General features: G+C 67.6%; 10 protein-coding genes. 1 reads left to right on the forward strand and 9 read right to left on the reverse strand.

What is annotated here, in order from left to right:
- Positions 1-1,707: MMPL family transporter (locus G3N62_RS31300; protein ID WP_206141408.1), on the reverse strand; the 1,707-nt coding region annotated here is incomplete at its 3' end.
- A 310-nt stretch (positions 1,708-2,017) separates the two neighbouring features.
- Here G3N62_RS31300 and G3N62_RS31305 point away from each other — a divergent pair.
- Entirely contained in the window at positions 2,018-2,614 is a 597-nt protein-coding gene (locus tag G3N62_RS31305; RefSeq protein ID WP_034187567.1) for an ABC transporter substrate-binding protein, read from the forward strand.
- Between the two features lie 415 nt (positions 2,615-3,029).
- Here the strand turns inward: G3N62_RS31305 and G3N62_RS31310 are convergent, their stop codons facing one another.
- The 8 genes from G3N62_RS31310 to glcF form a co-directional block, all read right to left on the reverse strand.
- Positions 3,030-3,623 carry a type VI secretion system amidase effector protein Tae4 gene (locus tag G3N62_RS31310; RefSeq protein ID WP_034187568.1) on the reverse strand — a complete coding sequence of 198 codons (594 nt, stop codon included), beginning with the start codon at positions 3,621-3,623 and terminating at the stop codon, positions 3,030-3,032.
- The gene (locus G3N62_RS31315) at positions 3,623-4,186 is read right to left on the reverse strand and encodes a PAAR domain-containing protein (protein WP_124670770.1); all 564 of its coding nucleotides are present in this window, start codon (positions 4,184-4,186) and stop codon (positions 3,623-3,625) included. The genes G3N62_RS31310 and G3N62_RS31315 overlap by 1 nt, the downstream gene beginning before the upstream one ends.
- Before the next feature lie 202 nt (positions 4,187-4,388).
- On the reverse strand, positions 4,389-5,033 hold the full coding sequence (locus G3N62_RS31320) for a response regulator transcription factor (RefSeq protein ID WP_034187570.1): 645 nt from the start codon (positions 5,031-5,033) through the stop codon (positions 4,389-4,391).
- Positions 5,030-6,442: a cache domain-containing protein gene (locus G3N62_RS31325; protein ID WP_049028716.1), complete on the reverse strand. Its 1,413-nt coding sequence runs from the start codon at positions 6,440-6,442 to the stop codon at positions 5,030-5,032. The genes G3N62_RS31320 and G3N62_RS31325 overlap by 4 nt, the downstream gene beginning before the upstream one ends.
- Positions 6,443-6,575: 133 nt before the next feature.
- Positions 6,576-8,141: a sensor domain-containing diguanylate cyclase gene (locus G3N62_RS31330; protein WP_034187571.1), complete on the reverse strand. Its 1,566-nt coding sequence runs from the start codon at positions 8,139-8,141 to the stop codon at positions 6,576-6,578.
- 564 nt (positions 8,142-8,705) lie between these two features.
- Positions 8,706-10,880 carry a malate synthase G gene (locus tag G3N62_RS31335; RefSeq protein WP_124670769.1) on the reverse strand — a complete coding sequence of 725 codons (2,175 nt, stop codon included), beginning with the start codon at positions 10,878-10,880 and terminating at the stop codon, positions 8,706-8,708.
- Between the two features lie 42 nt (positions 10,881-10,922).
- Entirely contained in the window at positions 10,923-11,327 is a 405-nt protein-coding gene (locus G3N62_RS31340; protein ID WP_059559247.1) for a heme-binding protein, read from the reverse strand.
- A gap of 20 nt (positions 11,328-11,347) precedes the next feature.
- The coding region (glcF, locus tag G3N62_RS31345) for a glycolate oxidase subunit GlcF (protein ID WP_206141409.1) at positions 11,348-12,095 on the reverse strand (748 nt) is incomplete at its 5' end.

Raw genomic sequence — 12,095 nt, forward strand, 5'->3', positions numbered from 1 at the left:
CGCGGCCGGCTGCGTCAGCGCCGGCAGCAGGTCGCTCGCGGCCGCGGCGATCGCCGCGCGCTTGGCCGGCTGGTCGGCGGGGATGAAGGTCGACAGCGTGGTCGTGCGGCCGACTTCGGGCAGCGTGTCGAGGCGCTTCGCGGCCGCGTCGGCTTCGGCGAGCGACGGCGCGAGCAGCGTGACATCGTTGACCGCGGCTTCCGGCGAATCCTTCAGCGCCAGCAGCGTCGCCATCGATTCGCTGTTCGGATCCTTCAGGTGCAGCGGGTTGAAGTCGAAGTGCAGGAACGCGAGCAGCGGCAGCGCGCCGATCACGACCGCGAGCGTGCCGATCAGGATCGGCTTGCGATGACGATCGAGGTAGTCGTCGACCGGCGCGAGCCACGGGAAGCCCGGCGTCTTCGATTCGCCCGGCGGCGCGAACAGGCGCAGCAGCGCGGGCAGCAGCGTGAGCGTGGTCAGCAGCGCGACGAACATCCCGACGCCCGCGATCAGCCCGAGTTCGGACACGCCGCGATAAGCCGTGGGGATGAACGAGAAGAAGCTCGCGGCGACGGCCGCGGTGGCCAGCGCGAGCGGCATGCCCATCGAATGCGCGGCGCCGATCAGCGCGTGATCGATGCGCGGATCCCGGAAGCGTTCCTCGCGGTACTTCACGCCGTACTGGATCGAGAAGTCGACGCCGAGGCCGACGAACAGCACCATGAACGCGACCGAGATCATGTTCAGCGAACCGACCATCGCGAGGCCGAGCGCGGCGGTCACGACGAGACCGACGAACAGCGTGACGAGCACCGAGCCGATCATCCGCTTCGAGCGCAGCGCCAGCCACAGGATCACGAGCACGGCGAGCAGCGTGAGCACGCCGTTGAGTGCGGCGCCGTCTTCGACCGACGCGAATTCGTCGTCGGCGAGCGGCTGCTCGCCGGTCAGGCGCACGGCCGCGCCGTAGCGCTTCTCGAGGTCGAGCGAACGGGCCGCGTCGCGGATCACCTGGCTCGTTTCCGCGCCGGCCTTCAGCGCGCCGTAGTTGACCACCGGCTGCACGGTGACGAACGCGCGCGCGGGCAGCCGCGCGGCATCGTTGTCGACCAGCGCGCGCCACGAGAACGCGGCCGGCTTGCCGGCCAGCACGTCGTCGACCGTCGCCGCACTGCGCGCGAGCAGCTTCGCCATTGCGGGCAGTTTCACCTGGCCCGTCAGCAGCGGCTGGCCGAGCGTGGTGGCCAGTGTGGTGGCGAGCCCGGTCAGGCTCGGGTTCTTCGCGAGTTCGTTGACGAGCGGGCGCGCGCTCGCGAGCTGCGACGTCGTATCGGCGACTTCCTGCGGCGACAGGAACAGCAGGCCGTTGTGCTCGAAGAACGGCCCGCCGCCGGGCTCGGCGACCTGGCCGATGCGGCCGGCGGCCGCGTCCTTCCGCAGTGCTTCGGTCAGCGCATGCGCGGCGGCATTCGCGAATTCGGGCGCGGGTGCCTCGACGACCGCGAGGATCGTGCCGTTGCGTTGCGGGAACGCCTTGTCGACGGCCTGCCCGAGGGCGGCCCATTGCGGCTCGGCATCGACGAGCTTGCTGATGTCGGTGTTGATCTTGAAATGCTGCGCGACGTAGACGCCGCTGACGGCGGCGATGACGAGCGACAGGACGACGACCCAGACGGGGCGGCGCACCGACCATGCGACGAGTCGGACGATGAGAGATGTCACCATGTGGCGGTGGGGAGCGGCTGGCAAGGGCAAAGTAGCCAAGTATACCGGCGCGGCGTGGCGGCGGTCGTGACGTTGCGGGTTTCGGGGCGGGAAGGAGATTTGCTCGTGGCGGCGAAATCGGTACCGATGACCGGTTCGTTTGTATGGGGATATTTACATAATCGGTGCGGGGCCGCGCGGCCTGTGACAAATGCGGCTGAAAGGTAACAGTCGGTCACCGTGAGGCACCGGGGCGTCGGGCCCGGTATACTTTGCTTCACCGGCCGATGCAAGGAGCCGGTCGTTTTTTCCCATCGAGTGCGATATCCGTATGAAACGTCATCTGTTTGCTTTCGTCGCGGCCGCCGCCGTGTCGGTTTCCGCTTTCGCGCAGAGCGCGCCGGTCGACATCGTCCGCAATGCGGTCGAGGGCACCGTCAATGCGATGAAGGCCGACCCGGCCGCGCGCGGCGGTGACATGGCGAAAGTCTCGCAAGTCGTCGAGCAGCGCTTCCTGCCCGCGACCAACTTCGAGCGCACGACCCGCATCGCGGTCGGCGATGCGTGGAAGCAGGCCACGCCGCAACAGCAGCAGGAGCTGTACAAGCAGTTCCGGCTGCTGATGACGCGCACCTACGCCGCGTCGCTCGCGCAGCTCGGCAGCCAGGACGCGAAGTTCTCGTTCAAGGCCGGCGGCGCGTCGGGCGCCGACGCGCTCGTGCAGTCGACGGTCACGACGCCGGGCGACAGCCAGTCGGTCGGCTACCGTCTCGGCAAGGTCGGCAACGACTGGAAGATCTACGACATCGACATGTCGGGTGCGTGGCTGATCCAGGTGTACCAGGGGCAGTTCAAGAGCCAGCTGTCGTCGGGCGGGATCGACGGGCTCATCGCGTATCTGCAGAAGCACAATTCGCGGACGAACTGACGGCTGATTCAAGGCCGCGATCCGGATGCATGAAGGGCGCCCTCGGGCGCCCTTTTTTCATGGCTGCGCGTTGACTGTGCGTCATGTGCCGATGCCGAGCATCCGCAGGCAGTCGTCGACCACCACATCGACGAATGCCGCACGATTCGTTTCCGGTGACGACGCTTCATTTTTGGCCGCGTGTCCGAGAATTAACGTGATTTCCTGCGAGTTACGATGCTCGCCGAGACGATCGCAACGATGACAGACAGCCCACCCCATCCTGCGAAGAATGCATTCGCGATTTCCGGGTTCGTATCGAAAAGACTGCCCCTGCCATGCAGGACGAACGTTCCGTATGCGTAGAGCGCGCCCCAGCAGAACAAGGTCGCGCAGGCTGCGCCGACAAGTGCGCCCGCTACAGCGGCAACGAGTTTCATTTGACGGGAAAGAACAGGATGGTTTTTGAGTGACGGAAATCAGACCAGAAGCCCGCTATGACTATATTCCATGAAATCCGAATGCCTGATGCGAAACCGGTGAGCCTGCGTCCGTTCCAGAGGTCGATATGCCCGCCGCTCAAATTATCTGGCGAATCGCCGTCCTGCAACCAGTAGCCATCGAAAAAGACAATTCCGGTTCGGCCTGCTACTTTGCGTGCCCAATCGGGTCCCGTAATGTTCTCGGGAGGCAGCACGCCGGCGACCGGCCGCAGCTTCAACCATTCGGCGAACTCGTATGCACGAGTCGCGGTCGGTTTACCGTCGATGAGAAGGCGGCCTATCGTCGGTTTGCCCGGCATCGGCCGAACCCGCTTCTGCGAAAACGACTTCATTGCGATGCCGACCTTGTGCAGCGTCACGCTCATCCGGATTGCACACTGGTTCTTGTATTGTCCGTTCGGATCGTCGTACGGGTTGCCGTGAGCATAGTTGTTCCAGAGCTCGGAAAACGTCACGGACTTCAACTCGACTGCCTTGTGTGATTCCGGCACGGCGGTTGTCTTCACGGTTGTCCTCGGGTTCGGCACTATGCGTCCCCGCTTGATCGGGCGAGCGCTTCGTCGCCCCAATAGACGACGTATTCATCCTCACCGGCAGTGTGAATGCGCGGCAGATGCCCGCTGTCGTCGAGGTGGCCCGAGTGGATGCGTCCGTCCGACGTTTCGATAACGTACGGATAGCCTGTCGACGCACCACTTCCGATGGCGTGAACGGATTCGTCGTAAGCGCCCGCGATGATCGACACGACACCGCCTTTCCGATTTTCGCCGGACGTCACAATGCCTGCCGTTTCCGCCATGTCATCGCACCATGATTCGCCGGCGAGGACCGCGACGATGCGCGGCGGTGTCGGGCAGCCGCATAAGACGACGTCACCATCGGCGGCCGTTTCACCCATGAATTCGAGACGTCGCGGCCCGCCGGCCTTGGCGATCGGCCCGGTGCCTTGGCATGCATCGCAGAATGCGAGACCGCCGATCAACGCAACCGGGCGGCCGGGGCTGCCGAACGTGAATGTCGGCCCCGCATAGGCAAGGATGCTTCCCCCGGTCTCCAGCGCGTCGCCGACCACCGCGATACGGCGTTTCATGATTTCGCTCCTCGGTTCCGGTCGCCGACCCGTGCCGGCGATACCGCGTGCCGCGTGACGACGTCACGCGCGGGAGGGCGCGGCTCATGACGATGTCGCCTGCTGCGGCAAGCGAAAGGATTCCATCGACCCGGGGAGCGGTCGATTGGACGAGTATGAAATTGAACGGCGAATCGTGAGGGGATGCGCTTGGGGTACCGACCTACCGCCGCCGATGCTCGACCGCGAACTTGATCAGCTCGGCCTGCCCTTCGATCTCCAGCTTGCGCTTCAGGTTGAGCCGGTGCGTTTCGACCGTGCGCACCGACAGCCCCGTCTGCTGCGCGATCTGCTTGCTCGACAACCCTTGCGCCAGCGCATCGAGGATGTCGCGTTCGCGCGGCGTCAGCCGATCCAGCGGCGACGCGGTCGCGCTCGCGTGGATCATCCGCGCGGCCAGCCCTTCGCTGAAGAACGTCTGTCCGGCCAGTACCGCGCCGATCGCGCGGACGATCTCGCTCGCGGGCGAATCCTTCAGCAGGTAGCCGCTCGCGCCGGCCCGCACGGCTTGCGTCACGTATTCGACGTTGTCGTGCATCGACAGCATCAGCACGCGGATGCCGGGAAACCGATCGTGGAACACGCCCGCGAGCGTGATGCCGTTCATCCCGTTCATGCCGACGTCCATCAGCGCGAGATCGGGTTCGAGCGACGCGGCGAGCGCGAGCGCCTCGTCGGCGTTGCCGGCTTCGCCGACCACCGACAGGTCGGCCGCCTCGAGCCGCATCCGCAGGCCGTCGCGCACGAGCGGATGATCGTCGACGAGCAGCAGTCGGGCGGCGGGCCGGGCGGAGTCGAGGGCGCTCATGCGTGAAAGTCTCCTGTCATGGGGCGTGTCGTCACGCCGCGCAGCGGCACGCGCGCGGCGACGATCGTGTGGCCGACCTGCGACGCGATCGTCAGCGTGCCGCCGAGCGCGTCGAGGCGCTCGCGCATGTTGCGCAGGCCGATGCCGCGGCGCGCGTCGGCCTGCGAGCGTTCGGCGTCGAAGCCGCAGCCGTTGTCGGCGATGGTCAGCGTGACGGCGTGCGCGCCGACGTCGAGCGTGACGGCCGCGCGCGACGCCTGCGCATGATGCACGATGTTGCTCAACGCTTCCTGCGCGATCCGGAACAGCGCGGTGTTGACGGCCTCGGGCAGCGGCTGCGCGCCGCTGTGCGCGACCTGCGTATAGCCGATGTCGATGCCGCTTTCGGCGCCGAGTTCGCGCACGAGTTGTTCGAGCGCGGCCGCGAGGCCGAGATCGTCGAGCATCGACGGCCGCAGCGCATGCGAGATGCGCCGCACTTCGCGCAGCGTGTCGCCGAGCCGACCGACACCCGACGCGAGCGCCTGCTCGGCTTCGGGCACGCGCGCCGTGCCACGCTCGAAGCGCGCGAGCGCGGATTCGAGCATCAGCTTCGCGGACACCATCATCTGGCTGATCCCGTCGTGCAGCTCGCGCGACAGCCGCGCACGCTCCTGCTCCTGCGATTCGACGATGCGCTGCGCGAGCAGCTTGAGCTTCGCGTCGGTGCTGCGCGACTCGCTGACGTTCAGCACCAGCGCGCACACGGCGATCGCCGCCGCGCCGGTCAGCGCGATCGCGGTGAGCCAGCTCATCGTGCGCTCGATGTTCGCGGATGCCCGCGCGTCGATGCGCTGCAGCGCGGTGTCGACGTCGTCGAGATAGATGCCGGTGCCGACCATCCAGCCCCAGCGTTCGAGCGCGACGACGTAGCCGAGCTTCGGCGCGACGCGGCCCGTCGACGGTCGCTGCCATGCGTAGCGCACGTAGCCGCCGCCGCTCGACGCCGCGCCGATCAGCTTCTGGATCGTCAGCGCGCCCTGCGGGTCGCGCATCGACCAGTAGTTGTGGCCGACCCGTTCGGGCTCGCGCGGATGCATCAGCGCATTGCCGTGCAGGTCGTACACGAAGAAATAGCCGTCCGGGCCGAAATCCATTTTCTGCAGCATCGCGAGCGCCTGCGTGCGCAGCAGCGCGTCGTCGCGCGCATTGCGGCCGCTCGCGTCGTAGAGCGGCATGATCGCGCTCGTCGCGAGCTCGACATAGTGCTTCAGCTCGACTTCCTTGCTCGACAGGTACGCGGCCTGGATCGTCGCGTGCTGCGTGCGCGCGAGCGACGTCGCCTGCTGGCGCACGCCGAAGCCGATGCCGGCGATCGCGAGCAGGAACGGCACGACGGCCAGAAGGAAGATCTTTGCCTTGAGTCTCATGGTGGTGCGAAGCGGCCGCGAACCGGCGCGGGCCGGCCGGGCGCGTCAGCCGCGCGGCGGCGCGGCGGCGGATCGAGCCGACATTGTCGGCGATTTTGCGCGCGGGCGGCGCCGCCGCCGGGCACCTGGGCGTTCAGGCCCGCCGCGATTCGAAATGGTCCGGCGGCGCGGCCGTCTGCACGACGATGCGATTGCGCCCGGTTTCCTTCGCGCGATACAGCGCGTCGTCGGCGAGCTTCAGCGCGGCCTGTATGTCGTCGTCGCGTTCGGGGTAGCTCGTCGTCACGCCGATGCTCACGGTCAGGCGGCCGGCCGTGCCGGCGTCATGCCGGATGCCGAGATCGAGGATGCCCGTGCGGATCGCCTCGGCGATCGTCACCGCGCCGTCCGTGTCGATGTCGGGCAGGACGACGACGAACTCCTCGCCGCCGTAGCGCGCCGCATAGTCGGCCGGGCGGCGCAGGCAGCCGGCGATGCAGTGGCCGACCGCGGCGAGCGCGTCGTCGCCGGCCTGGTGGCCCTGCGTGTCGTTGTAGCGCTTGAAGTAATCGACGTCGATGAACAGCAGCGACAGCGCGTGCTGCTCGCGCGCGGCGCGGCGCCATTCGCGCGCGAGCGTGACGTCGAGCATCCGGCGGTTGTCGAGGCCCGTGAGGCCGTCGGTGCGCGCGAGCGCCTGCAGTTCGGTTTCCGCGCGGTGGCGCTTGCGCAACTGCACGTCGAGCAGCAGCGACAGGCCGACGAAGCCGATCGCGAGCACGGCCATCGCGGAGCCGATCGGAATCGCGCGGTCGTACCACGCGGCGTAGGTGTCCGCCTCCGAGCGCGCGACCATGATGATGAGCGGCAGGTGCTCGAGGTGCCGGAACACGTACAGGCGCCGCACGCCGTCGATCGTCGCGGTGTCGGCGAAGCTGCCTTCGTTGGCCGTCATGAAGCGCCGGAACGTGCTGGCATGGCTGATGTCGCGGCCGACGATCTTGGGGTCGTACGGCTCGCGCGCGACCATCTTGCCGTCCGTGTTGATCAGCGCGATCGAGCCGCGATCGCCGAGCGACAGGCGCGAGAACAGGTTCTGGAAATATTCGAGCCGGATCGACATCACGGCGACGCCGCCGAACGACCCGTCGGGCTTCGCGATCCGCCGGCTGAGGGCGATGCTCGGGGAGCCGCCGCGCAGCCGGGAGTGATACGGCGGGCTCACGTACAGGCCGACGTCGGGATGGTCGCGGTGCACGGCGAAATACGGCTCGTTGGCGAAATTGGCCTTGCGCGGCACATCGCTCTTGCCGTCGACCGCGATGTCGCCCTTCGCGTCGAGCACGTAGATGCCGCCGAGGTACTTGGCGGTCGTCGCGCGGTCGAACAGCACCTGGCGGCGCAGCGGCATCGGCAGCTTGACGACTTCGGGGTCGGTCGCGCCTTCGACGACGGCCTGCAGCGACAGCGAATAGATCTCGATGTTGCGCTCGATGTCCCACGATGCCATCAGCGCCAGGTTCTGCTGCATCGCAATGGAACGGTCGCGCGCGTCGATGCGGCCTTCGTACAGCACGATGCCGCACAGGAGCAGCAGGAGCAGCGCGATCAGCAGCCCGGTATAGAAAATCAGGTGCGGCAGCAGGAACCTGCGCAGATGAGCGGCGACACGGCGCGTCGGGCCGGATTCGCTGGGCATTGCGTAGTCGGTTTCTGCCATGGTCCGTGTGGATCGATGGGCATCGCCGCCTGGCGGCGGGCCGATGCGATTGTTCGTATGACGTGTCGGCGGCGATCCGGTGCGCGGCCCTTCCGGCGCCTTCCCGCCGTTCGGCGGAGAAAGTTGACACCGATTATCGGCAATCGCGGCCGGATTAACCGGTAAATCATCGATTCACCGGTGGCATCTGCCGCGATTCGACGATCCGGCGAATCGGGTGGCGTGGATTCAACGGAGTATAACGCGCGCGTTCGTGTGCGCGGAAAATGTTGCGACCCGTTGATCCGGATCAAATTATAGTGAATTCACGGACTTGCAAATATCGGGCAGAGCGTTGCAGTACAAGGCTTTGCGGTATGCAAAAGGGTGCCGCGCCGCGTATGGCCGGCGATTCCACTGGTTTAACGGCGGGCGTCCGAGATACTTGAATGCACGTGGTATGTACCGATTATCGGTTTCAGCGGACGATTGCAGTGGCCGTGTCAACGCGAATATGAAAACGGGCGACCGCGAGGGCCGCCCGTTTGGTCAGGCCGGCATGCGGACCGGCCCGCATGCGCAGGTTTAGGCGCCGTGCTGTTGCGCCTTGAACGCGAGGCGGAACTGGTGCAGCAGCGGCTCGGTGTAACCGCTCGGTTGCGACGTGCCCTGCAGCGCGAGCGCGCACGCGGCCTTGAATGCGGTCGACTGGTCGTAGCCGGGCGCCATCGGGCGATAGTTCGGGTCGCCGGCGTTCTGCTGGTCGACGACGCGCGCCATCCGCTTGAACACGTCGAGCACGAAGGCCTCGGTGATCACGCCGTGGCGCAGCCAGTTGGCGATGTGCTGGCTCGAGATGCGCAGCGTTGCACGGTCTTCCATCAGGCCGACGTCGTGGATGTCGGGCACCTTCGAGCAGCCGACGCCCTGTTCGACCCAGCGCACGACGTAGCCGAGGATGCCCTGCGCGTTGTTCTCGACCTCGCTCAGGATCTCGGCCTCGCTCCATGCGGCGCGCTCGACGACCGGCACGGTCAGCAGCCCTTCGAGCAGCGTGTCGCGTTCGCTCGCGTACGGCGTCTTCTCGAGTTCCTGCTGGACGGCCTGCACGTCGACGAGGTGGTAGTGCAGCGCGTGCAGCGTCGCGGCGGTCGGCGACGGCACCCAGGCGGTGTTCGCGCCGGCGCGCGGATGCGCGATCTTCTGCTCGAGCATCGCGTGCATCAGGTCCGGCATCGCCCACATGCCCTTGCCGATCTGCGCGCGGCCGCGCAGGCCGGCCGACAGGCCCGCGAGCACGTTGTTGCGCTCGTACGACTGGATCCACGCGGACGACTTCATGTCGCCCTTGCGGATCATCGGGCCCGCTTCCATCGCGGTGTGCATCTCGTCGCCGGTGCGGTCGAGGAAGCCGGTGTTGATGAACGCGACACGCGCGGCCGCCGCGGCGATACACGCGGCGAGGTTCACGCTGGTGCGGCGCTCCTCGTCCATGATGCCCATCTTCAGCGTGTTGCGCGGCAGGCCGTACAGATCCTCGATGCGTGCGAACAGCGTATCGGCGAACGCGACTTCGACCGGGCCGTGCATCTTCGGCTTCACGATGTAGATCGAACCCGTGCGCGAATTGCGCTTCGCCTTCAGGTCGTGCAGCGCGCACAGCGTCGTGACGACGCCGTCGAGGATGCCTTCGGGGATCTCGTTGCCGTCGCGGTCGAGCACCGCGCCGTTGGTCATCAGGTGGCCGACGTTGCGCACGAACAGCAGCGAGCGGCCGTGCAGCGACAGCGTGCCGCCGTCGGGCGTGGTGTACTCGCGGTCGGCGTTCAGGCGGCGCGTGAAGTGCTTGCCGCCCTTCGCGACTTCCTCGGCCAGCGTGCCCTGCATCAGGCCGAGCCAGTTGCGGTAGAGCTGGACCTTGTCGTCGGCATCGACCGCCGCGACCGAATCCTCGCAGTCGATGATCGTGCTGACCGCCGCTTCGAGCACGATGTCCTTCACGTTCGCGAGATCGGCGCGGCCGATCGGCGTCGACGCGTCGATCTGGATCTCGAGGTGCAGGCCGTTGTGCTTCAGCAGGATCGCGGACGGCGCGTCGGCCGTGCCCTGGTAGCCGACGAACTGCGCCGGCTGCGCGAGCGATACGTTGCCTTTCGCGGTTTCGACGGCGAGCTGGCCGTCCTGCACGCGATAGCGCAGCGCGTCGCGGTGCGAGCCGCTCGCGAGCGGCGCCGCGTTGTCGAGCACGTTGCGCGCATAGTCGATCACGCGCTGGCCGCGCGTGGGGTTGTAGGCCGCGGTGCGTTCGGCGCCGCCGTCTTCGGGCAGCGCGTCGGTGCCGTACAGCGCGTCGTACAGGCTGCCCCAGCGGGCGTTCGCGGCGTTCAGCGCGTAGCGCGCGTTCGACAGCGGCACGACGAGCTGCGGGCCGGCCTGCGTGGCGATCTCGCTGTCGACGTTCGCGGTGGCTGCCGCGACGTTCGACGGGACCGGCACGAGGTAGCCGATTTGTTCGAGGAAGGCACGGTACGCGGCGTGGTCGCGTACGGGGCCCGGGTGGGCACGGTGCCACGCGTCGAGTTCCTGCTGCAGGCGGTCGCGTTCCGCGAGCAGTTCGCGGTTGCGCGGCGCGAGGTCGTGCACCAGGGCCGAGAAACCGTTCCAGAACGCGGCCTTGTCGATGCCGGTGCCCGGCAGCGCTTCGTTTTCAATGAACTGGCTCAGCGCTGGCGCGACTTGCAGTCCTGCTTGGTCGATCATCGTTAATCCTCCCGGGGAAAAATGCGCGCGCGGCTTGGCTGGTTATTCCGCGACGCTCTGTGTGCCGGCGCGTGCGATCTGCGCGTCCTGCTCCGACTTTACGCCAGACACGCCGATCGCGCCCGCAATCCGGCCGCCGACCGTGACCGGCACGCCGCCTTCGAGCAACCCGCTCAGCGGCGCGCTGAGAAACGCGGTGCGGCCACCGTTGATCATATCCTCATACGCCTTCGTCTCGCGACGGCCGAGCGCCGCCGCGCGCGCCTTGTCCTGCGCGATGTCGCTGCTGGCCGGCGACGCACCGTCCAGCCGTGCGAACGCGAGCAGGTGGCCGCCGTCGTCGACGACGGCGATCGACACGGCCCAGCCGTGGCGTTCCGCTTCCGCGCGGGCGGCGGCGAGCATGCGGTCGGCATCGGCCAGTTCGAGTTCGGGTTTCGTCTGCATGGCATTCCTCCGGAATCCGGTCAGTTGACGAGCCGGTTGTCGACGAGCTCGATCCAGTGGCGTACGGGCGTGCGACCCGCGCCGTTCAGGTGAGTCTGGCAGCCGACGTTGGCCGTGACAATCAGGTCCGGCCGCGCGGCTTCGAGCGCATCGAGCTTGTTGTCGCGCAGCGTCGTCGCGAGCTCGGGCTGCGTCAGCGAATACGTGCCGGCCGAGCCGCAGCACAGATGGCCGTCGGCGACATTCGTCAGATCGAAGCCGAGCCGCGTCAGGACGCTTTCGACCGCGCCGCCGAGGCGCTGAGCGTGCTGCAGCGTGCACGGGCAGTGGACCGCGATGCGGCGCGGCGTCCCATCGGCCAGCGCGTCGAGCGGCTCGGCCGCGATCACTTCGGCGAGATCGCGCGCGAGCGTGCTGACGCGCCGCGCCTTCTCCGCATAGACGGGGTCGGAGCGCAACAGGTCGCCGTATTCCTTGACGAACGCGCCGCAGCCGCTCGCCGTCAGCACGATCGCTTCCGCGCCGGCTTCGATCGCCGGCCACCACGCATCGATATTGCGGCGTGCGCGGACCAGGCCCGCCTCCTGCGCGTTCAGGTGATATTCGGTCGCGCCGCAGCAGCCGGCCTCGCGCGCCGGCGTGACGCTGATGCCGAGCCGGTCGAGCACGCGCGCGGCGGCCGCGTTGGTGTTCGGCGACAGCGACGGCTGCACGCAGCCTTCGAGCATCAGCACGCGCCGGGCGTGACGCGCGGCGGGGCGCGCGGCC

It is taken from the genome of Burkholderia sp. Tr-20355 (assembly GCF_017104685.1).
Lineage (GTDB): Bacteria > Pseudomonadota > Gammaproteobacteria > Burkholderiales > Burkholderiaceae > Burkholderia > Burkholderia seminalis.

Excerpts from the sequence above, each read along its gene's own strand:
- G3N62_RS31305 (WP_034187567.1), top strand. The coding sequence starts at position 2,018 with ATGAAACGTCATCTGTTTGCTTTCGTCGCGGCCGCCGCCGTGTCGGTT.
- G3N62_RS31315 (WP_124670770.1), bottom strand. The coding sequence starts at position 4,186 with ATGAAACGCCGTATCGCGGTGGTCGGCGACGCGCTGGAGACCGGGGGA.
- G3N62_RS31335 (WP_124670769.1), bottom strand. The coding sequence starts at position 10,880 with ATGATCGACCAAGCAGGACTGCAAGTCGCGCCAGCGCTGAGCCAGTTC.
- G3N62_RS31330 (WP_034187571.1), bottom strand. The coding sequence starts at position 8,141 with ATGGCAGAAACCGACTACGCAATGCCCAGCGAATCCGGCCCGACGCGC.
- G3N62_RS31325 (WP_049028716.1), bottom strand. The coding sequence starts at position 6,442 with ATGAGACTCAAGGCAAAGATCTTCCTTCTGGCCGTCGTGCCGTTCCTG.
- G3N62_RS31340 (WP_059559247.1), bottom strand. The coding sequence starts at position 11,327 with ATGCAGACGAAACCCGAACTCGAACTGGCCGATGCCGACCGCATGCTC.
- G3N62_RS31320 (WP_034187570.1), bottom strand. The coding sequence starts at position 5,033 with ATGAGCGCCCTCGACTCCGCCCGGCCCGCCGCCCGACTGCTGCTCGTC.